This is a genomic window from Altererythrobacter chaiwopuensis, assembly GCF_054957735.1.
This window is the reverse complement of sequence record NZ_JBTXJF010000001.1, coordinates 1,597,670-1,617,734: the sequence shown is the minus strand read 5'-3', so window position 1 is coordinate 1,617,734 and position 20,065 is coordinate 1,597,670. Positions and strand designations below refer to the sequence as shown.

Here is a 20,065-nt window from a genome sequence, read left to right as displayed (position 1 = left end):
CAGCAAAGGGCGCCTGTTAGCGAGGGATGGCCAGCTTGGCTAGCGGTTAGCGCCCGGCACCCATTTTACGTCATCTGCGCCGTTGCCATTGCACACGCGCGCCAGCACGAAGAGATAGTCTGATAGCCGGTTGATATAGGCGAGCGCTGCCGGATTGACCGGTTCTGCCGCGGCCAGCGCCACCACGGCGCGCTCTGCCGCGCGGGTCGAAGCGCGCGCCACATGGGTGCGCGCCGCCGCTTCGCTGCCACCGGGGAGCACGAAGCTCGTCAAAGGCTGAAGATTTTCATTGAGCCCGTCGATCGCCCGTTCGAGCCATAGGGCCTGGCCCGGAACCACGCGCAGGATCATTTCCGAGGGCGCGAAATCACCATCCGCCGCAGGTGTGGCAAGATCGGCACCGAGATCGAACAGATCGTTCTGGATGCGCAGCAGCGCATCGGCATGTGCGCCCTTGCCCAGCGCGGCGGCCGCAAGCCCGATCACGCTATTGGCCTCATCGACCTTGCCGATCGCCGCGATCCTGAGTGACGCCTTGGCCACGCGCGAACCATCTACCAGCCCGGTCGAGCCGTCATCACCGGTGCGGGTGTAGATCTTGTTGAGCTTGACCACGGACCGCGCGCAAATCGCGCCTACTGGCCGATGGCAAGGATGATCGCGACCACCGCCACAGCCAGCGCCTGATACTTGATGCGGGCGAACATTGCCCGGTTCTGCATCAGCTGCATTTCCTTGACGGTTTCGCCTTCACCCGATTCAAGATCGATCTTGGTCGTCTGCAGGAAAGCCACGATCCCGCGGACCAGCGAGAACACCACCAGTCCCATCAGGACTACGAGCGCAATGATAAGAAGAACTGTCATGCGCTCCATTTAGGCCTTCGAGAGCGAGATACCAGCAGGAAAACACTGCAACCGCAGTTGCGCTGCAAGCAACACCCCGTCTTCACCCGCCTTGCGCCGATCTCCAAGCGAAGTGCTGCCCCTGCGTTTTGCCAGCTTTTTCCCGCTCTCGTCGAGTAGCAATGCGTGGTGGTGCCAGCGCGGCACGGGCAGATCGAGCAGCGCCTGCAGCAAGCGGTGGATATGCGTCGCATCGAACAGGTCTGCCCCGCGCGTCACCAGCGTTACTCCGTCCGCCGCATCGTCGAGCGTGACCGCGAGATGATAGCTGGCGGGCTCATCCTTGCGCACCAACACCACATCGCCGAACTGGCCCGGATCGGCCTTCTGCAGGCCCGCAAGCTCGTCGTCCCATTCAAGCGGCCCCGCCAGCGCCAGCGCCTTGTCCATATCGAGCCGCAGGGCAGCTGGCCGCGACGTATCGGGCGGACTTCGTTTGCAGGTGCCGGGATAGACCGGACCGTCAGGCCCGATGCGCGGGCTGGTCGCCGCAACCTGCTGGCGGGTGCAGGTGCAGCGATAGAGCAGGCCCATATCGAGCAGGCGCTGCGCTGCCGCCTGATAGCTTTCCAGCCTGCCCGATTGCGCGGGCACTTCCTCCCACTCAAGTCCCAGCCATGCAAGGTCGCGCCGAAATTCCTCTGCCAGTTCGGGCCGGCTGCGCGCGCCGTCGATATCCTCGATCCGCAGCAGGAAACGCCCACCGGCATTCTTCGCCAGATCATGCGCGATAATTGCGCTATAAGCATGCCCTAGATGCAGCATGCCGTTGGGGCTGGGCGCGAATCTGGTGACGATCATGCTTGACTCGAATTTCCGGTAAACTGCCGCATGGGTCAAACCATGCTTGTGGAAACACATTTTGTCACGGGGTTGACGCTTTCATCGGCAAGTGATTCTGTGAGATCAATCAGGGAGGACACATGACCGTGTGGCGTCAAAGTGTTTAAGGCCGAACTGATCGACCAGGCCGCGCGATACCGCAGCCCGGGCGGGGATCCAACGCGGAACCTTTCGTCCTGCCCCGCGCTCGTGCTCAACGCCGATTACACTCCGCTGTCCTATTACCCGCTCAGCCTGTGGCCGTGGCAGACCGCGATCAAGGCGGTGTTCCTCGACCGGGTGGATATCGTTGCCAGCTATGAGCGCGAAGTGCACTCGCCCAGTCTCGACATGAAGATCCCCAGCGTGATCGCGCTGCGGCAATATGTGCGTCAAAGCGAATTTCCCGCCTTCACGCGCTTCAACCTGTTCCTGCGCGACAGTTTCCAGTGCCAGTATTGCGGCGCGCATGACCACTTGACCTTCGACCATGTGATCCCGCGCCGGATAGGCGGCAAAACCACATGGGAAAACATCGTCACCGCCTGCGCGCCCTGCAATGCCAGGAAGGGCGGGCGCACGCCGAAACAGGCCCAGATGCACTTGCACGAAAGGCCGATCCGCCCGACCAGCTGGCAATTGCAGCAGCGCGGGCGGCTGTTCCCGCCCAACCACTTGCACGAAACCTGGCTCGACTATCTCTATTGGGACATCGAGCTGGAAGAGTGAGGAGTTCCATCCTCGTCACTGCCGCCCTTTGCCTGAACATCTCGTACTCGTCATTGCGAGGAGCGCAGCGACGAAGCAATCCATGGCCTAACCGTTGATCTCGAAGAACAGATCGCACCATTCAGAGTTCGACGCCATGGATTGCTTACCCCCGTTTAAGACCGGGGTCGCAATGACGAATTAGGTGACTGCTGCGCGTTGCAAGAATTCGGGCCGATTCCATTCCCCGCTCGCTATCACCTCGGCCAGATGCCGCGCGGCTTCAGCCATGTCCGCGAACCGCAAGTATGCGGGCGCAAAGCCCAGTCGCAGAATGTCGGGATCACGGAAATCGCCGATCACGCCCCTTGCGATGAGGGCTTGGCAGATAGCGTAAGCCTCAGGATGGCGGAACGAGAGCTGGCTGCCGCGCGCCGCACTATCAAGCGGGCTGACGAGTTCGAGATCGAGGCCCCATTGGCGCAAGGCTTCGAGGAAGAACTCGGACAGCGCCTGCGACTTGGCATAGAGCCGCTCCACGCCGATTTCAGCGATCAGATCGACCCCCACTTCTAGCGCCGCCAGCCCGAGGATCGGCGATGTGCCGCATTGCAGCCGGTCGATGCCGGGCGCGGGCGCATAATCGTCGCTGAAGGCAAAGGGCGCTGCGTGCCCGAACCAGCCGGTCAGCGGTTGGTTGAGCGCTGCATGGTGGCGCTCGGCAACGAAGGCATAGGCAGGCGCGCCGGGCCCGCCGTTCAAATATTTGTAGCCGCAACCGACCGCAAAATCGGCCCCGCACGCATTGAGATCAACTGGCAGCGCGCCGCCAGAATGCGACAGGTCCCACAGCACCAGCGCGCCTACCTCATGCGCCGCGCGGGTCAGCGCCGCCATGTCGAAGACTTCGCCGCTCTTGTAATGGACATGGGTCAAGAGCAGCAGCGCGACGTCGTCGCCCAATGCTTCGGCGATTTGCCCACGATCGGCCAGCCGCCGCTGCGCCAGCCCCTGCCGCTCAAGCCCCGCGATCATGTAGAGATCGGTGGGGAAGTTGCCGGGTTCGCTCAGGATCACCTTGCGTCCGGGACGCATGTCGAGCGCGGCGGCGATCAGCTTGAACAGGTTGACGCTGGTGCTGTCAGCGGCAACGACTTCATGCCCCTCCGCCCCAATCAAGGGCGCAATCTTGCCCCCCACGCGCCGCGCAGCGCCGATCCAGTCCGCATCGTTCCAGCTGCGGATCAACCCTTCGCCCCATTCGCTGCGGATTACCTGTTCAAGCCGGGCGGGCGTCGCGCTGGGCAGCGCGCCCAGCGAATTGCCGTCAAGATAGATCACACCTTCGGGCAGGGTGAAGCGCGTGCGATATTCGCCGAGCGGATCGGCGGCGTCGAGCTCCTTTGCCTTTTCAAGCATCGGGCAGCTCGCGCAGGATTGCCCGCACCGGCGAGGCATCGCCGCCGACGATCGGCAGCGGCAGGGCGATCAGCTCGTATCGCCCAGGCGGAACATCGTCGAGCACCAGCCCTTCGAGCACGCGTATATCCGCCTTGAGCACCGCCTTGTGTGCATCCATTGACTTGGAATCCTGCGGGTCGAGCGAGGGACCATCCATGCCTACGAGAATCACTCCCGCAGCAGCCAGTGCGTGAATCGTCGCGGGCGCAATGGCTGTGTGCTGGGCGTCCCATGTCTCGTGCGGGAAGCGCTCATAGGTGCGGAACACAACGCGGCGCACGCCGTCCAGCTTGGGCAAGTGCTCCGGTTCGACCAGCCGCCTGCAGCCTCGCGCATCGACCACCAGGCATTCACCGATATAGGCATCCAGTTCGACCGAAGCGATGTCAGGCGCGTCAGCATCGTAATGCAGCGGGGCATCGGCATGCGCGCCCGAATGGGTCGACATGGTGAGCGCCGAGACATTGACCGGAGAGCCCTCCCCGATCTGCCAGGTGGCCGACTGCCCGAATGCGGTATCTCCGGGCCACACCGGCAGGCCGGGCCGCAACCGCTGCGAAATGTCCCAAATGCGGCGGGCGGAATTCCAGCTGCTCATATCGCGGTCCGCACGCTCAGCAGTTCGGGGAAGAAGGCCTGCTTGAGCACCCCGGCGAGGTAGGGCACGCCCGGCGTCCCGCCCGTTCCGCGCTTGAAGCCGATGATGCGCTCGACGGTCTTGAGGTGACCGAAGCGCCAGCGCTGGAAATGATATTCGAGGTCGACCAGCTTCTCAGCCAGCTCGTAGAGATCCCAGTGCTCCTGCGGATTTCGGTAAATTTCGGCCCAGGCTGCCTCGACGCTGGTTGAGTGCCCGTAGGGTGCCGTTATGTCCCGCTCCAGCACGGTCTTGTCGATCGCGAATCCGCGCCGTGAGAGCAATCTCACCGCCTCGTCATAAAGGCTTGGCGTTTCAGACTCTTGCCTCAATATTGCGGCGGCTTCGGGCAGCTTGTCATGCAGCGCGATCATGTCGGGATTGCGCCCGCCCAGCATGAATTCCATCATCCGGTATTGCCACGATTGAAACCCGCTCGACGAGCCCAGGTGCGGCCGAATGGTGGAATAGTCATGCGGGGTCATGGTGCTGAGCACGTCCCAGCTCTGGATCAGCTGGCCCTGCGCGCGCGCCACACGCGCCAACATCTTGAAAGCCGAACGCAAATTGTCCGCCGCTATGTGTTCGCGCGCCTCGGTCAGCTCGTGCAGGCAGAGCTTGAGCCACAGCTCGCTGGCCTGGTGAACAATGATGAACAGCATCTCGTCATGCGCGCCCGATGCGGGATGCTGCGCACCAAGGATGCGATCGAGATCGAGATAGCTGGAATAGGTTACGTCCTGCGTCATGCAAAATGCCTAGCGCGGGACGTTCACAAATGAAACTACCCCTCGATCACCCGTGTCGCTGGATGATGTTTGTCGAGATGCTTCCTGATGATCCTGAGGTTTCGGGTGTTCGATCGGAACACAAGGTCAGCCGCATCACCCACCAGCGGCACAAAGCCCAGCGCCGCGTCGAAGGCCACATTCGCCCCCATGCGCCAGAGCTTCCACTTGGGCACGCCGAGGTTGCGCGCTTCCCACACCAGATAGGCACCCATCGCCGCAGTCACGACATCACCCAGCACCGGGATCAGGCCGACAATCGCATCGAGCCCGACGGGGAAGTTTATTCCCGGGATACGGAAGCTGCGCTCAAGCAAGAACTCCAGCGCTTCCACCCGCTGGCGTACCGACTGCGGATCGCTGCCGACAGGCAGGTTGAGGCCGACTGGCCGCGGGCGTTGCTGATCAGGCACGTTTTTCTCCTGTTCCCGCTAATTAGGCGGGAGAGACAGCGGGAACAAGGGATGCATGCCCCATTCATTCGCCTCGAAACCAAATACGTCGCCTCGAACGAGCGACCATCGTATCGGCGCGCCTAGCGGGATGAACACCTCTCTACCGATCAGGACACGGTGCGCCTGGACCAGCAGTTGCGTTTGCGCGGAAGGATCGGTCAGCGCAATCGACTGCGCAACCAGTTCATCCGCTTCGGGCGAACACAACCCCAGCCGGAGACTGCAATTGAACTGGTCAAGATACCAGCGCGGCGAGTAATACCTCGCAAGCCGATCGCGCAGTTCCAGATCCGCACTTTCACCTGGGCGAACCTGCACTGCGGTCACTCCGACAAGGCCGAAGTCCCCCGACAACTGGGCAAACAAGGCATCGCTTCCCGGTCCGGCAGGCAAGGCAATCCGGACCACTGCCTGCTTACCCTGCGCGCTTTCCCAAGCTGCAACGCGTTGGCGCGCCAAAGCGCGCCGCTGCTGCAGCGAAAGGTTTTCCCACCGGAGCTGCTGTGGGCCGCTCTCGCCAAGCGAGCCCAGCGGTACGATCCATGTCGCGGCCTGCCAGCCGCCAATATTGAGCGGTTGCATCAGCCCGTCGCGATCAATCGCCATCGACAGGGCCTCACGGCGCGACGGATCGCCCAGGAAACCATCGTCGTTCCTGACAACCAGGCCAAAAAGGCCGTGCGCGCCGTCAACCCGGATCGTCCCGCGCGTGAGCGGCCCGGTGTCGGCCAGCGGAAAGCTGGCAATCTGGCCGTTGAGCACCAGATCGGCCTCGCCGGCAGAGAATGCTTCGACTGCATCGGGTGCCGCCATGGCGCGCACTATGAGCGGGCGCGCGGATTCATCCCACTGCGCGCGCGCGGGCAGCCCCCGGCGTTGCGGCGGCAGGGCCACAAGCCTGATTCCGCCGCTAGCGTCATCCGGGCTCGCCTCCATCGGGCCAGCTCCCATTCCGCCGCGCATGATCCCCAGCTCAGGTTGGGCCAGCAAGCGAAGAAAATCGGGCATCGGGCTTGAGAGCCGCATCTCGATCACGCGGCCCGTCATCGCCCGCACATCTTCAACCTTCTGCAAGTCCAGGCCGAGCGAGCTGCCCCTGAGGCTGCGCAATGCAGCGCGCAGCGATTGACGCACTTGGTTGGCACTGATCGTTTCGCCGTCAGGCCATTCCGAATTGCGCAGGCGGAAGATATAGCTGCGTCCGTCATCGGTGATGATCCAGCGTTCGGCCAGCGCAGGGACAATCTGCCCGCTGGCATCAAGTGCGACCAGCCCCTCAGCGGTCGCCGCGCGCAAATGCTGGCCGGCTGGCGAGAGCCGCACACCGGTATCCGAAAGTTCGCCCGATTCCCCGATTATGGCCACCTGAACCGGGCCTTCCGGCCCGCTGGGGCCACAGGCAGCCAGAAGAAAGACAGATATGGCGAACAAGAATCGCATCGCCAAGCCGGTTAGCAGCTTGGGAGGCGCGGGTCAGCGATGAATAACACCGCACGGCCACTTAGCTGATTTCGCGCTGGTCGGCGGCTGTTGGACGGATAATGGCTGGCCTGGCCGACCGGCGGCCTCAGATCAAGCGCTCAGCCGTTCGACTTCCTCGTCAAAGGCCACACCGAACCGCGGTTGCTGCACCCACACAACAGTGCCGACCACACTGCCAACCTCAGGCAAGTCGATCGACACCCGCGTACCGCTGGCAACCTGAACCGGACCCTCGCCCATCAAGCCGCGCTGGGAAAGATTGCGCACCTTGATCCGATGCTGCGCAGGGTCCCGCCCCACGCGTGCTTCCGCCAAAAGGAAGACGCCCTCGCGTTCGACACTGCGCCTTTGGACACCGCTCATGTTTCGGTTTGCCCCCGCATTCTCGGTTAACCATTCACACACCGGATTGCCGGCGCAATCGTGCCTTATATCTGGTGTTTGCTAAAGAAAGGCTAACCGCGATTCAAGGCACAGTCCGACGCAATACAGGTCAATCGTCGCGCGAAATCTTCTCGCGCCGTTCATGCGCTTCCTGCGCTTCAACTGTCATGGTTGCCACCGGGCGCGCGATCAGGCGCTTGAGCCCGATTGGATCGCCAGTCACTTCGCAATAGCCGTATTCACCCTGATCGATCCGGCGCAGCGCCGCGTCGATCTTCGAGATGAGCTTGCGCTGCCGGTCACGCGTGCGCAATTCGATGCCCCAATCGGTCTCGCTTGAAGCGCGGTCATTGAGATCAGGCTCGCGGATCGGGCCATCCTGCAGCGACTGCAAGGTTTGATCCGCCGCGTGATAGATTGAGCGCTTCCATTCGAGCAGCAGCGTGCGAAAATAGCTCTGCTGCCTTTCGTTCATGTAGGGCTCGTCCTCACTTGGTGTGTAGTCCGGTCCCAGAATACGCTTCGCCTTTTCGAGAATGTCGATTTCTTCAGATGCCGCAGTGGCCATGTAGTCCTCTCAACCAAGTCATCCCGTGCCTGACTGTTCCATGTCCTGCTACCCCGCATTTACGGTGGCGAGGGGGTGACCCTCTGCGCGGCCCTATAGGCGCGGCCCATGGCACGCACAAGCCGTTTCGATTTGCCCCCCAATAAAGACTGAGGATTAACCTGCGGCAAACATGCAGCAGTCTGCGGGAAGGACAAAAAGTTCCGCTTCGCGTTAACGAATTGTTGACCATGTTCAGGCGAATTCTCCCCAAGCGGATCGGCAGGGGAGCGGATCTGCTCAAACAATGGGGGACCGAACAATGGATCTCAAGGGTATCGACGCTAGATCAGCCAGCACGCTGAACACTGCCGAAGCAAACCGCATTATCGCGCAATGCCTCGCTGCCGCTTCGCAAGGCGAGATCACCGCCTACTTCGACCTGGGTGTTGCTTATTCGACCGGCAGCCACGGCATGGAATGCGATCTGATAGAAGCGCACAAGTGGTTCAACCTCGCGGCTTCCAAGGGCCACGAAGAAGCTTCCTGGTGCCGCGCTGACATCTCCGAAGAGATGACAGCGCGCGAGATTGCCGAAGCACAGCGCCAGGCTCGCGAATGGCTGGCGAACGAGCGCCGCAAAGCCGCCTGATCAAGCTTTCCTGAAGGGCGTACGCTGGACAAGATAATTCTGGTCGAGCGCCACGCCCTGGCGTTCGCGCGCGAGGAAATCGGCCACGGCAGCGCGAAATCCGGGATCGGCGAGCCAATGCGCAGACCAGGTCTTGACCGGTTCGTATCCGCGCGAAAGCTTGTGCCCGCCCTGTGCCCCGGCTTCGACCCGCTTTAATCCGCGTTCGATCGCAATTTCGATCGCCTGATAGTAACACAGCTCGAAGTGCAGGAAGCGCTTGTCCAGGCTGCACCCCCAATAGCGACCGTATAAAGCGTCCTTGCCGAGGAAATTGAGCGCGCCCGCAATCGGCAATCCGTCCATATAGGCCAGGATCAGGACAATCCGGTCTGCCATCCGTTCGCCAATCAGTGTGAACGCTTCGCGCGTGAGATAGGGCGAGCCCCATTTGCGCGCACCGGTATCCTGATAGAAGCCCCAGAATGCATCCCAATGATCGGGCCGGATGTCATCGCCCGACAATCGTTCGATCCTGACCCCTTCCTGCGCGGCGGCGCGTTCCTTGCGTAGCGCGCGGCGTTTGCGCGAAGCAAGCTCACCAAGAAAATCGTCGAAACTCGCATAGCCGCGATTTTCCCAGTGGAACTGGATATCGCTGCGCATCAACCAGCCAGCCTGTTCGAAGAGATGGCGTTGGTCCGGCTCAATGAAGGTCGCATGGGCCGAGGAAAACCCATTCTGCAGGCACACGGTTTCTGCCGCTTTCAGCAGGTGAGGCGCAAGGCTTTCATCGCGCAGCAGCAGCCGCGGTCCATTGGCAGGGGTGAATGGCGCGGCGATTTGCAGCTTGGGATAGTAACGCCCACCGGCCCGTTGCAACGCGTCAGCCCAGGCATGGTCGAACACATATTCGCCCTGGCTGTGCCCCTTGACGTAGCTAGGCAGGGCGCCAAGCAGCCGCTCTTCAGCATCCATCACCACGATCGGTACCGGATCCCAGCCCGTGCCTTCTCCCACGCTGCCGGAATCTTCCAGCGCGGAGAGGAATTCATGGCTCATGAAGGGATTGCGATCACCGCCAAGCGCGTTCCACTGATCGGCGGGAAGCGAGCCCACCGACGGCGCGAGCCGCACCGTCAATTCGCCAGGGGGATCGCCTTCGCTCATGCCAGCCCCGCCCCTTCGCTGATCAGGGCATCGGCATGCTCGAGCGCGCGAGCGCGGGTCTCAGGCGAATTGACCGTCCAGGTGAGGATGGGGAGCCCCCCGGCGCGCAGCCCCCTGACCCAGGGATTGGGCAGCGCCGCGATATGATAGGCGAGGAAATCGGGTTTCGCGAACCACAGCGCCAGCCGCCGCTGCCACAGTTTCTGCGTCTGCCCATGCTCGTCTTCGCGCATCACCAGACCGGCGCAAGTTTCCGGCGAGTTTCGCCGGAACCAGCGCGCCACGCGCGGATCGAAGCTCATTACGGCATGGTTCCCGGAATATGCCTCAAGCGCTTGTTTCACGATCACGCAGCTTCGCTCTACGTGATAGCCGCGCTTAGACTTGATCTCGATCAGAAGCGGAACCCGGCCCCCGATCAGCGCCAACAGATCCTTCAGCGAAGCAATGTGCTCATTGCTTTCGAGATAGCGATACGCCCTCAGTTCGTCGGCGGCCATGCCGCCGAAATCGCCCTGCGAGCCAGTCAGCCGCTTCAGCTCCCAATCGTGAAACACCATCGGGTGATCGTCGGCGCTGCGCTGGATATCGCATTCGATCCCCAGTCCCGCTTCGATCGCCAGCCGCGCGCCTTGCAGCGAATTCTCGGGCACGCCAACTCCATGCAGCCCGCGGTGGGCATATTCCCACTCGGTTAGCCAGGCGGGAGCCTGCCGATTACTCACCTTTGAGCGCGACCACCGCATCTACTTCGACCGCGGCGCCAAGCGGCAACACCGGCACGCCCACCGCAGCCCGCGCATGCTTGCCGGCATCGCCGAACACCTCGGCCATCAGGTCGGATGCGCCATTGGCGACCTTGGGCTGATCGGTAAAATCGCCGGTTGAGTTTACGAAAGCGCCCAGCTTGACCACGCGCGCCACCTTGTCGAGCGAGCCGAGTTCGGCCTTGAGCTGGGCCAGGATCATCAAGCCGCAAGCGCGCGCGGCCGCCATACCATCTTCCAGGCTTACATCCTCACCCAGCCGCCCGGTCACAAGTTTGCCGCCCACAAATGGCAATTGCCCCGAGACATGGGCAAACCCGCCCTGCACCACCACCGGCACATAGCTGGCGACCGGCGCCGCTGCCTGGGGCAAGGTGATCCCCAATTCCTGCAGGCGTGCTTCGATAGTCATCGTGGATCCCTTTCCAATTCTTCGAGTAGCCAGGGCAATGCTTCTGCCCAATTGTCTATTCGCGCGTGCGCATGGCCTTGTTTGTGGGCACAATCGATATGCTCCGAGATCATCGGCTCTCCGCACAGATGCAACCGGCTCACCCCTGGTACAATTTCGGCAACGGACTGGTGGTGCTGCGGCAGATCGTCGATGAAGATCGCCCTGCTTGGCGCGAACTCCTCGAGAATTGCCTGCAAGGCAGGCCCCTTGGGGCCCTGGTTGGTGAACACCCTGGCGTGGATCCCGCAATCGGCAAGCTGGCGCGTGCGCCGCTCCTGCCGCTCATCATTGAGATTGGTCAGGATCACCACATCGGCATCTTCGGCAAGGCGATTGATCCCCGTTACCGCACCTTCGATCGGCAGCTGACGGTGCATCTCGGTATCGAAAAACCCACCGAGAAAGCGCCAGATGTCCTTTTGCTCAAGCGGCTGGCCATTATCGGCCCAACGCATGGCGGTGTTGAAATTGTTGCCCTTGAGCTCGAAGTGCACGCCCTGGCTTTCTTCGAGCCATTCCTTGAAATGTGCGACCATGTGCAACAGAACTTCGTCGCAGTCGCTTATCACAAGCGGGCGGCTCATCGGGATAGCTCCTTGCCGGCAATGACCAGCTCTTCAGGTGTTACGGCCAACGCTTCCGCACAGCGCAGCAGATCGGGTTCGTGATTCGCCAGAAATTCGAGCACTGACATATGCAGCGCCGATTCGCCCAGCCTCGCGCGCAGGCCATCGGGATCAAGCCCGGTCAGGGCCAGAAACCGCTCGGCGCGATCTTCGCCCTGCAGAATCCAGCCGAGCGCAGCCAGTGCAAGAGTGGCCGCATCGGGGGATTGGGCGGGATTGTGAATTGTGGCGCGCATGTCGTTAATCTAGTTAGGCAGAAATGACGGGAGTGCCAGAGGGCAGTGGCAAAGAGAATACTGGTTGTCGAGGATAACGACCTTAATCGGAAATTGTTCTGTGACGTATTGAAGGCCAATGGCTTCGAGGTGGCGCCGGTGGGCGACGGGGCGACTGCACTCGATACGGCGCGACAGCTTTCGCCGGACTTGATCATCATGGACATCCAGTTGCCCGAGGTTTCCGGCCTGGATTTGATCGAAGAGGCCAAGCGCGATTTGCATCTGCGCTCGATCCCCGTCCTGGCTGTAACGGCCTATGCCGCGAAGGGTGACGAAGAGAGGATCCGCGCGGCCGGCGCATCGGGATATCTCGCCAAGCCGATTTCCATATTGCCGTTCATGAATGCCGTGAAGGAGCTGTTGCCCGATTGAACAGCCGGTGCAACAAACCCGTCACAAAGCCGGCAACGCTTGACAATTGGTGCCAAGAGCCGCTTTTCCGCCGCAATCGCGTGGCACGCGCCGCGCACAGATATTGAAAGAAGGTATTGCCCCCGATGGACCGCGCCGAAGTCGACACCAGGATCCGCTCATTGATCGAACCCTTCAACAAGAAGGGCGTCGAAATCACCGAAGCGACGACCTTTGCGAGCGATCTTGAATTCGACAGCCTTACAGTGATGGATTTCGTCGCTGAAATTGAAGACGAATTCGACATCATCATCAGCATGAACCAGCAGGCCGAGATCGAGAATTTCGGGCAATTGGTGGATGCGGTGACCAAGCTGCAAGACCAGTAAGAAGGCCGCGACGATGAGCGAACAGACCGGCCAGGCAGGCGATCTCTTCTCCAAATTCGACGATCTCATCGCCATGCGCGAGGGATTGCTCGCCAGCGGGGTGGAAGATCCGTTCAATCTCGTGATGGAGAAAGTGCTCTCGCCAACAAGGGCGATCTGCAATGGGCGCGACACCATCCTGCTCGGCACCTACAATTACATGGGCATGACGTTCGACGAGGATGTTATCGAGGCCGGCAAGCAAGCGCTCGACCAGTTCGGTTCAGGCACCACCGGCAGCCGCGTGCTCAACGGTACGTACCAGGGCCACAAGGAGTGCGAGGAAGCGCTCAAGGAATTTTACGCCATGGACCATGCCATGGTTTTCTCGACCGGGTATCAGGCCAATCTCGGGATCATCTCGACCATCGCGGGCAAGGGCGATTACATCGTGCTCGACATCGATAGCCATGCCTCGATCTGGGATGGCTGCGCATTGGGCAATGCCGAAGTGGTGCCGTTCAAGCACAACGATATCGAAGCGATGGAAAAGCGCCTGCGCCGCATTCCCGAGGGAGCGGGCAAGCTGGTGGTGCTTGAAGGCGTCTATTCGATGCTGGGAGACGTTGCGCCGCTCAAGGAAATGGTCCGCATTGCCAAGCAATACGGCGCCATGGTGCTGGTCGACGAGGCGCATTCGATGGGCTTTATCGGCGAGCACGGGCGCGGCGTGGCCGAAGCGCAGGGCGTGATCGACGATGTCGATTTCATCATCGGCACCTTTTCCAAGAGCGTCGGCACGGTCGGCGGATTCTGCGTTTCGAACCATCCCAAATTCGAGATCATGCGCCTGGTGTGCCGCCCCTATGTCTTCACCGCATCGCTGCCGCCCAGCGTGGTGGCGACCGCGGAAACCAGCATTCGCAAGCTGATGCATGGTTCGAACAAGCGGGCGCATCTGTGGGAGAATTCGAAGCGGCTTCACGGCGGGTTGAAGGCGCTGGGTTTCCAGCTTGGCACCGAAGAGCCGCAGAGCGCGATCGTGGCGGTAATCATGCCCGATCTGGAAAGGGGCGCCGCCATGTGGGAGGCGCTGCTCAAGGAAGGGCTCTACGTCAATCTGGCGCGTCCGCCGGCGACCCCTGCCAATATGACACTGCTGCGCTGTTCGCTGTGTGCCGAACACAGCCATGAGGAAGTCGACACGATTCTCGGCATGTTCGAACGCGCAGGCAAGGCCGTGGGGATTATCTGATCCGCCTGGTCAGGTGCAGGTTGCCCGCCGCTGTCTGATCAGATCTGGTCGAGGCTGGTTACCTGCGCGCACGCGTCTGAGGGATCATCCTCGCCATCGCCATTGCTCAACTGTGTCAGCAGCACGAAACCGCCAATCACCAGCACCACGAACACGGTGGTGACGGTGCCGAGAAATTTGTCGATCAAGGCCTTGATCGGCGCGCCGAACAGGCGGAACAGCACGCCCACCACCATAAAGATCGCTCCCCGCCCGGCAATCGCCGCCAGGGTGAAGGTGACAAGGTTCATTTCGATGAAGCCGGCAGTGATCGTCAGCAGCTTGAACGGCACCGGCGTGGTTCCCGCCACCACAATCACTTCCCAATCATATTCGCGCAGGTAACAGGCGGCGGGCGGGAAGCTTTCGGTAAGGCCAAGCGCGCCGAGCAGCCAGGCGCCAACGGCTTCGTAGAGGAAGTATCCAATGGCATAGCCAAACAGCCCGCCCAACACCGATGCCACGGTGCAGATCAGCGCAAAACGGATCGCCTTCTTCGGCTCCGCCAGGCACATCAGGCCGAGCAAGGGATGCGGCGGAATCGGGAAGAAGCTCGATTCGACGAAGGCGAAGAACGCCAGCCACCACTCCGCTTTGGGATGCGCAGCCTTGGCCATGGTCCAGTCGTAGAGGCCGCGCAGCGGTTTCATGATCATGAAGAGTGCATTCCCTTGGACGTTTCTGGCCCTTCGGCTTTCCGCGGCGATTACGGCAGGCAGCAAAACCGCGCAACCGATTTGAGAACTAACCTATTTGGCACTTTTATATTGACATTGTCACGCTAATTGGTTAGAGAAACGGAACATCGCGATAGTGTGATTCGAACGGCAGGCGGCACCACGGGCAACCGGGGTGGCCGCCTTCGCTTTATTCCGGCCATGCTCGCGAACCAGGAGACCCGCTCATGACAAAACGGCGCGCCAGCCGCACCAAGATCAAGCCGAGCCAGAAATCCGGCGAAAAGTCCGGCCTCAACCGCCACTGGCGGGGCTTGTTCCTCGATTGCCTGGCGGAGACATCCAATGTTTCCGAAGCGGCGCGCAAGGCCGGGATCAACCCCAGCCGCGCCTACAAGGTGCGGCGCGCCGAAAAGGAATTCGCCCAGTATTGGCTCGAGGCGCTCTGGGAAGGGTACGAGCATCTTGAACTGGAAGTGCTCCGGCGCCTGCGTGAAGGCGATCTGCAAACGCCCGATGGCGGCAAATACGATTTTGCCAACGCCATCCGGCTGCTCTCATCGCATCGCGAGAATGTTGTGCAAGCCAAAGCGCAACACGGCAATGTCAGCCCGTCAGAGGTGCGCGCATCGATCGACCGAAAGGTCGAGGAAATCCGTCGGCGCGTCATGCAACAACAGGCCGCACGAGCCGGGAATGACGGCTGACCGCTTCGACTGGCTGGCCGATTCCAGCCCCGAACTGAGAGAAGAGCTGGTTCAATGGCTAAGCGCAAGCGAACGGGAAGAGTTCATTTATGACTGGCGCTTCTGGGCACGCACTTCCCAGCTTGCCCCTGCGGGCGACTGGCGGGTGTGGCTCATCCTGGCGGGCCGCGGCTTCGGCAAGACCCGCACGGGCGCGGAATGGGTCCGCTGCGTTGCTGAGGGCAACCCGGACGCGCACATTGCGCTGGTTGCCGCATCCTTGAGCGAAGCCAGGGCGGTAATGGTCGAAGGCGAAAGCGGAATACTCGCCTGTTCTCCGCCCGGCAGAATGCCGGTGTTCGAACCTTCGCTCAGGCGCCTTCGCTTTGCCGGCGGGGCGCAGGCGACGCTCTATTCGGCAAGCGAACCCGAAAGCCTGCGCGGGCCGCAACACAGCCACGCCTGGTGTGATGAAATCGGCAAGTGGCCACGATCCCACGACCGTGCGACGCGGTGCTGGGACAATCTCCTGCTCGGCCTGCGGTTGGGCGGGGAGCAAAAGGTAGCCGTCACCACCACACCGCGCAATGTGCCACTGCTCACTCGCCTGCTCGCAGGCGAGGCAAGCTCCACCACACAGGTGACGCGCGGCACAACCTGGGAGAATGCCGCCCACCTGCCCGCCCGCTTCATCGCGGCGATGGAGCAGGAATTCGGCGGAAGCCAGCTTGCCCGGCAAGAACTGGCCGGTGAATTGCTGACGGATATAGAAGGCGCGCTGTGGAGCCGCAGCCTGATCGAAGGCCTGCGCGAACCGCAACCCGCATCACAGGCGGTGCGCGTGGTGGTTGGGGTGGATCCCCCGGCCTCCTCGTCCGGGGATGCCTGCGGCATCATCGTGGCAGCGCGATGCGCCGATGGCACCGCCAGGGTGTTGGCCGATTGCTCGGTCGAGAAGGCCAGCCCCGAGCGCTGGGCCAGGGCAGTGGCCGAAGCCGCCAACGCCTGGGCCGCCGAGCGGGTTGTCGCAGAAGCCAACCAGGGCGGCGAAATGGTCGCCAGCGTGCTGCGCGCTGCGGACATTCGCATGCCGCTGCGGCTGGTGCGTGCCAACCGCGGCAAGACCGCCCGCGCCGAACCGGTCGCCGCGCTCTACGAAGCGGGCCGCGTCAGGCATGTCGGTGTGTTTCCGCAGCTTGAAGACCAGCTCTGCGGATTCATGGCGGGCGGCGAATATGCCGGGCCGGGCCGCAGCCCCGACCGTGCCGATGCGCTCGTCTGGGCGCTGACCGAACTGATGCTCGGGCCGCACCGCGCACCGCGTGTGCTGCAAGTCTGATTCAACGAAAGGGACCGTATGTCATTCCTCGAAACGATTGCCTCTGCCTTCAAGGGCGGGGGTGGCAGCCGCATGCCGCTCAAACCCGGATTTGTCTCCCCATGGGCCGTTGCCTTTGGCAGTGGGGGCAATTCCGGTTCGCTTGACTATGGCGAAGCGATCAAGCGCGGCTTCGTGTCCAACCCGATCGCCCAGCGCGCGGTGCGCATCGTGGCCGAAGGCGTTGGCCAGGTGCCCTTGCTGCCTTCGGACGTAGGACTGATGCGGCTCGTTACCGCAACCAGCGCAGGCCAATCGCTGATCGAAACCCTTGCCGCGCAGCTGATCCTGCATGGCAATGGCTATGTCCAGATCATCAAGGATGGAGCAGGCAAACCGGTCGAGCTGTTCGCGCTGCGCCCCGAGCGGGTCAGGCTGGTCCCCGGCCTCGACGGATGGCCATGCGCCTATGAATACCGCATCGGCGGAAAATGCGTCTCGATGCCCCTTGAAGACGAAGAAGGCTGGCCGGACCTGATCCACATCAAGGCCATGCACCCGGCCGATGACCACTACGGCGCAGGGGCCTTGCGCGCCGCCGAACAACCGATCGCGATCCACAACGCCGCTTCGGCGTGGAACCGCGCCTTGCTCGAAAACGCCGCGCGCCCCTCTGGCGCACTGGTTTACGATGCGGCTGATGGATCGGGACTGACAACCGAACAGTTTGACCGGCTCAAGGCTGAGCTAACCCAGGCATTCGCCGGGCACGGCAATGCCGGGCGCCCGATGCTGCTCGATGGCGGGCTGAAATGGCAATCGATGGCGCTATCCCCCGCCGACATGGACTTTGCCCAGCTCAAGAGCGCGGCGGCGCGCGACATCGCGCTGGCTTTCGGCGTGCCGCCGATGTTGCTCGGGCTACCAGGCGACAACACCTATGCCAATTACCGCGAAGCCAATAGGGCGCTGTGGCGGCTCACCCTGCTGCCGCTGGCGGCCAAGCTGCTTTCCGCCCTGCAGGAAGGGCTTGAACCCTGGTTCCCCGACGCCCGGCTCGCGGTCGATCTGGACCAGATCCCGGCGCTGTCGGAAGATCGCGAGCGGCTGTGGAAACAGGTCGCCGAAGCGGAATTCCTGAGCCGTGAGGAAAAACGCGCTATGCTTGGACTGGAACCTGCCGGAGCGGAGGCATGACGCGCGAGGATTTGCTGGCCCGCCTGATGGTCCAGGCCGCCAATGAAGGCAGTGACCTGGTGACCTTGCGCTCAATAGTAGAGGAAACCACCGAGCTTGCCGCAGACCGGGTGCTAGCGCGGCTCGGTCTGTCGGATGCCGATGCGCAAGAGGACCTTGACGAACTGCGCGAACTGCTTGGCGCATGGCGCGATGCCAAGGCGAGTGCATGGAAGGCGCTGGTCGACTGGTCCGTGCGCGGCATCCTGGCGCTGTTGCTGATCGGGATTGCGGTTCGGCTGGGCGTGACGGAACTGCTGCGATGAGCGGCCCGCTGCGCTTTGCCGGCTATGCGGCACTTTTCAATGTGCCGGACGGTGCGCGCGACACGATCAGGCACGGCGCCTTCGTTCGCACCCTCGGTTCCCGGTCTGCCCCCGTACCGCTGCTGTGGCAGCACAATCCCGATCAGCAGATCGGCGTTGTCGAGACCATGGCCGAGGACGGGCGCGGCCTGCGCGTGATCGCCCGGCTCGACAATCCCGATGGCCGCGCCGCTCAGGCGCTGCGCCAGCGCGCGGTCGACGGGCTCAGCTTCGGTTACCGCGCTCGCGGCTATCAGCGGGACGAAAGCGGGCGGACATTGACTGAAATCGAGCTGTTCGAGGTCAGCCTCGTCACCCATCCGCTCCAGCAAAAGGCAAGAGTTCATCTCGTCGCCTGAGAATCACTCACACCGGAACTCTCACAGCGGCCGCCCTTTGGGCGGCCTTTTTCTTGCCCAACAGAAAGGTTGAATGCCCCATGGAAAACACGCCCACGCACTCCGTCGACCAGCTCGAAGAAAGCTTCGATATTGTCACCCGCCAGGATCAGGTCGAAGAACAGGTCGCTACGCTGCGATCCGACGTCGATGAAGTGAAAGCCCGGCTCGACAGGGTTTCGCGCGCCGCCGCACGGCCCGCTATCGGATCCTCCAGCTCTGCATCGAGCGAAGTCAAAGGCTTTGTCGATGGCTATCTTCGCACCGGCCGCGAAAGCGAGATCAAGTCGATCAGCGGGACGGCCCCGGCCGACGGCGGCTATGCCGTGCCCGACGAGGTCGATGCCCGCATCGTCAGCGAACTGGCCGAGATCAGTCCGATCCGTGCCATCGCCCAGGTCGTGCAGACCGGCAGCTCGGGCTATCGCAAGCTGGTTGCCACCGGCGGCACTGCATCAGGCTGGGTCAGCGAAACTGCATCCCGTCCTGAAACCGGCACGCCCGCATTTGTCGAAATCGCCCCACCCACCGGCGAACTTTACGCCAATCCGGCAGCAAGCCAGGCCATGCTGGACGATGCCGGCTTCGACATCGAAAGCTGGCTGTCGCGCGAGATCGCAATGGAATTTGCCCGCGCCGAAGGTGCCGCCTTCGTCAATGGCACCGGCAGCAACCAGCCTGCCGGTTTCCTGACCGCGCCGACGTCAATTGCCGAGGACGCCGTGCGCGCCTTCGGCACGATCCAGTATATCGGATCGGGCAGCGCAACGGGCTTTGGCACCGCACCAGATTCCAGGCTGGTCGACCTGATCCACACTATGAAATCGGGCCACCGGCAGGGCGCCAGCTTCGTGATGAATTCCGCCACCCTGGCCGAAGTCCGCAAGCTCAAGACCGCCGACGGCGCGTTCCTGTGGCAGCCGGGCATGGTCGAAGGCCAGCCGGACCGTTTGCTGGGCTATCCGGTGGTCGAGGCAGAGGATATGCCCGATATCGCGGCTGGCGCCTTCCCGATCGCGTTCGGCAATTTCCGCCACGGCTATCTGATTGCCGAATCCGGCGCGACGCAGATCCTGCGCGACCCCTATACCAACAAACCCTTCGTCCACTTCTATGCCACCAAGCGGATCGGCGGACAGGTGCTCGACAGCGCGGCAATCAAGCTGCTCAAGATCGAGGCCTGATGACGCCTCCGGCCGGGCAAAGGTTTCCCCTTCCTTCCCGGCTGGCCCCTGCGCCCGCACCGCCGCTGCTCAGCGACAGCAATGTCCGGCAGGTGCGGGCGCCCCTGGCATCACGAAAATGCATGATGAACGG

At 62.4% G+C, this 20,065-nt stretch carries 27 protein-coding genes; 11 read left to right on the top strand and 16 right to left on the bottom strand.

Features of this window, described 5'->3' with window-relative positions; translation table 11 throughout:
* Window positions 1-39: 39 nt before the first annotated feature.
* The 3 genes from ACX3VQ_RS07900 to gluQRS are packed head-to-tail and all read right to left on the bottom strand — an operon-like array spanning window position 40 to window position 1,706.
* Window positions 40-615, bottom strand: coding sequence for a cob(I)yrinic acid a,c-diamide adenosyltransferase (locus ACX3VQ_RS07900; protein WP_462580322.1), 576 nt, complete (start codon window positions 613-615; stop codon window positions 40-42).
* Window positions 616-635: 20 nt separating this feature from the next.
* A complete protein-coding gene (locus ACX3VQ_RS07895) occupies window positions 636-866 on the bottom strand; it encodes a hypothetical protein (protein ID WP_462570575.1) in 231 nt (76 codons plus the stop codon).
* A 9-nt stretch (window positions 867-875) separates the two neighbouring features.
* On the bottom strand, window positions 876-1,706 hold the full coding sequence (gene gluQRS, locus ACX3VQ_RS07890) for a tRNA glutamyl-Q(34) synthetase GluQRS (protein WP_462580732.1): 831 nt from the start codon (window positions 1,704-1,706) through the stop codon (window positions 876-878).
* A gap of 159 nt (window positions 1,707-1,865) precedes the next feature.
* On the opposite strand from gluQRS, the gene ACX3VQ_RS07885 reads away from it, so the two are divergent.
* Window positions 1,866-2,456: an HNH endonuclease gene (locus ACX3VQ_RS07885; RefSeq protein ID WP_462572522.1), complete on the top strand. Its 591-nt coding sequence runs from the start codon at window positions 1,866-1,868 to the stop codon at window positions 2,454-2,456.
* A 180-nt stretch (window positions 2,457-2,636) separates the two neighbouring features.
* On the opposite strand, the gene kynU is transcribed toward ACX3VQ_RS07885, so the two are convergent.
* From kynU to dksA, 7 genes are all read right to left on the bottom strand, one after another.
* The gene (kynU, locus tag ACX3VQ_RS07880; protein WP_462580321.1) at window positions 2,637-3,854 is read right to left on the bottom strand and encodes a kynureninase; all 1,218 of its coding nucleotides are present in this window, start codon (window positions 3,852-3,854) and stop codon (window positions 2,637-2,639) included.
* Complete coding sequence (kynB, locus tag ACX3VQ_RS07875) at window positions 3,847-4,494, bottom strand: arylformamidase (protein ID WP_462580319.1); 648 nt, start codon at window positions 4,492-4,494, stop codon at window positions 3,847-3,849. Before kynB ends, kynU begins: the two co-directional genes overlap by 8 nt.
* A complete protein-coding gene (locus tag ACX3VQ_RS07870; RefSeq protein WP_462580318.1) occupies window positions 4,491-5,282 on the bottom strand; it encodes a tryptophan 2,3-dioxygenase in 792 nt (263 codons plus the stop codon). Before ACX3VQ_RS07870 ends, kynB begins: the two co-directional genes overlap by 4 nt.
* A 35-nt stretch (window positions 5,283-5,317) precedes the next feature.
* The gene (locus tag ACX3VQ_RS07865) at window positions 5,318-5,734 is read right to left on the bottom strand and encodes a DUF4112 domain-containing protein (protein WP_462570581.1); all 417 of its coding nucleotides are present in this window, start codon (window positions 5,732-5,734) and stop codon (window positions 5,318-5,320) included.
* Window positions 5,735-5,752: 18 nt separating this feature from the next.
* A complete protein-coding gene (locus ACX3VQ_RS07860; RefSeq protein ID WP_462570582.1) occupies window positions 5,753-7,141 on the bottom strand; it encodes an ABC transporter substrate-binding protein in 1,389 nt (462 codons plus the stop codon).
* A gap of 207 nt (window positions 7,142-7,348) precedes the next feature.
* On the bottom strand, window positions 7,349-7,621 hold the full coding sequence (locus ACX3VQ_RS07855) for a PilZ domain-containing protein (protein WP_462570583.1): 273 nt from the start codon (window positions 7,619-7,621) through the stop codon (window positions 7,349-7,351).
* A gap of 130 nt (window positions 7,622-7,751) precedes the next feature.
* Window positions 7,752-8,210, bottom strand: a complete 459-nt coding sequence (dksA, locus tag ACX3VQ_RS07850) for an RNA polymerase-binding protein DksA (protein WP_462570584.1) — start codon at window positions 8,208-8,210, stop codon at window positions 7,752-7,754.
* Between the two features lie 301 nt (window positions 8,211-8,511).
* Here dksA and ACX3VQ_RS07845 point away from each other — a divergent pair, with 301 nt between their 5' ends.
* The gene (locus tag ACX3VQ_RS07845) at window positions 8,512-8,841 is read left to right on the top strand and encodes an SEL1-like repeat protein (RefSeq protein ID WP_462570585.1); all 330 of its coding nucleotides are present in this window, start codon (window positions 8,512-8,514) and stop codon (window positions 8,839-8,841) included.
* Here the strand turns inward: ACX3VQ_RS07845 and ACX3VQ_RS07840 are convergent, their stop codons facing one another.
* From ACX3VQ_RS07840 to ACX3VQ_RS07820, 5 genes are read right to left on the bottom strand one after another with little or no spacing between them, the layout of a single operon-like run.
* The gene (locus tag ACX3VQ_RS07840; RefSeq protein WP_462580317.1) at window positions 8,842-9,990 is read right to left on the bottom strand and encodes a GNAT family N-acetyltransferase; all 1,149 of its coding nucleotides are present in this window, start codon (window positions 9,988-9,990) and stop codon (window positions 8,842-8,844) included.
* On the bottom strand, window positions 9,987-10,715 hold the full coding sequence (locus tag ACX3VQ_RS07835; RefSeq protein WP_462580316.1) for a glycerophosphodiester phosphodiesterase family protein: 729 nt from the start codon (window positions 10,713-10,715) through the stop codon (window positions 9,987-9,989). The genes ACX3VQ_RS07840 and ACX3VQ_RS07835 overlap by 4 nt, the downstream gene beginning before the upstream one ends.
* A complete protein-coding gene (locus tag ACX3VQ_RS07830) occupies window positions 10,708-11,169 on the bottom strand; it encodes a RidA family protein (RefSeq protein ID WP_462580315.1) in 462 nt (153 codons plus the stop codon). Before ACX3VQ_RS07830 ends, ACX3VQ_RS07835 begins: the two co-directional genes overlap by 8 nt.
* Window positions 11,166-11,795 (bottom strand): HAD family hydrolase, encoded by a 630-nt coding sequence (locus ACX3VQ_RS07825; protein ID WP_462580314.1) that lies wholly within the window; start codon window positions 11,793-11,795, stop codon window positions 11,166-11,168. The genes ACX3VQ_RS07830 and ACX3VQ_RS07825 overlap by 4 nt, the downstream gene beginning before the upstream one ends.
* Window positions 11,792-12,073: a DUF3572 family protein gene (locus ACX3VQ_RS07820; protein ID WP_462580313.1), complete on the bottom strand. Its 282-nt coding sequence runs from the start codon at window positions 12,071-12,073 to the stop codon at window positions 11,792-11,794. Before ACX3VQ_RS07820 ends, ACX3VQ_RS07825 begins: the two co-directional genes overlap by 4 nt.
* Before the next feature lie 45 nt (window positions 12,074-12,118).
* On the opposite strand from ACX3VQ_RS07820, the gene ACX3VQ_RS07815 reads away from it, so the two are divergent.
* The 3 genes from ACX3VQ_RS07815 to spt all read left to right on the top strand — a co-directional run bounded on the left by ACX3VQ_RS07815 (window position 12,119) and on the right by spt (window position 14,089).
* A complete protein-coding gene (locus ACX3VQ_RS07815; RefSeq protein WP_462580311.1) occupies window positions 12,119-12,487 on the top strand; it encodes a response regulator in 369 nt (122 codons plus the stop codon).
* 125 nt (window positions 12,488-12,612) lie between these two features.
* A complete protein-coding gene (locus ACX3VQ_RS07810) occupies window positions 12,613-12,855 on the top strand; it encodes an acyl carrier protein (RefSeq protein WP_462570593.1) in 243 nt (80 codons plus the stop codon).
* A 13-nt stretch (window positions 12,856-12,868) separates the two neighbouring features.
* Window positions 12,869-14,089, top strand: a complete 1,221-nt coding sequence (gene spt, locus ACX3VQ_RS07805; RefSeq protein WP_462570595.1) for a serine palmitoyltransferase — start codon at window positions 12,869-12,871, stop codon at window positions 14,087-14,089.
* Window positions 14,090-14,127: 38 nt separating this feature from the next.
* Here the strand turns inward: spt and ACX3VQ_RS07800 are convergent, their stop codons facing one another.
* On the bottom strand, window positions 14,128-14,784 hold the full coding sequence (locus ACX3VQ_RS07800; RefSeq protein ID WP_462580310.1) for a YqaA family protein: 657 nt from the start codon (window positions 14,782-14,784) through the stop codon (window positions 14,128-14,130).
* Window positions 14,785-15,032: 248 nt separating this feature from the next.
* Here ACX3VQ_RS07800 and ACX3VQ_RS07795 point away from each other — a divergent pair, with 248 nt between their 5' ends.
* The 6 genes from ACX3VQ_RS07795 (at window position 15,033) to ACX3VQ_RS07770 (ending at window position 19,932) form a co-directional block, all read left to right on the top strand.
* Window positions 15,033-15,512 (top strand): hypothetical protein, encoded by a 480-nt coding sequence (locus ACX3VQ_RS07795; protein WP_462570598.1) that lies wholly within the window; start codon window positions 15,033-15,035, stop codon window positions 15,510-15,512.
* Window positions 15,502-16,830: a DNA-packaging protein gene (locus ACX3VQ_RS07790; protein ID WP_462580309.1), complete on the top strand. Its 1,329-nt coding sequence runs from the start codon at window positions 15,502-15,504 to the stop codon at window positions 16,828-16,830. Before ACX3VQ_RS07795 ends, ACX3VQ_RS07790 begins: the two co-directional genes overlap by 11 nt.
* A gap of 18 nt (window positions 16,831-16,848) precedes the next feature.
* Complete coding sequence (locus ACX3VQ_RS07785) at window positions 16,849-18,006, top strand: phage portal protein (protein WP_462580308.1); 1,158 nt, start codon at window positions 16,849-16,851, stop codon at window positions 18,004-18,006.
* Window positions 18,003-18,311, top strand: a complete 309-nt coding sequence (locus tag ACX3VQ_RS07780; RefSeq protein ID WP_462570602.1) for a DUF6127 family protein — start codon at window positions 18,003-18,005, stop codon at window positions 18,309-18,311. The genes ACX3VQ_RS07785 and ACX3VQ_RS07780 overlap by 4 nt, the downstream gene beginning before the upstream one ends.
* Window positions 18,308-18,709, top strand: coding sequence for an HK97 family phage prohead protease (locus ACX3VQ_RS07775; RefSeq protein WP_462580307.1), 402 nt, complete (start codon window positions 18,308-18,310; stop codon window positions 18,707-18,709). Before ACX3VQ_RS07780 ends, ACX3VQ_RS07775 begins: the two co-directional genes overlap by 4 nt.
* A gap of 80 nt (window positions 18,710-18,789) precedes the next feature.
* Entirely contained in the window at window positions 18,790-19,932 is a 1,143-nt protein-coding gene (locus tag ACX3VQ_RS07770; RefSeq protein ID WP_462580305.1) for a phage major capsid protein, read from the top strand.
* Window positions 19,933-20,065 lie beyond the last annotated feature (133 nt).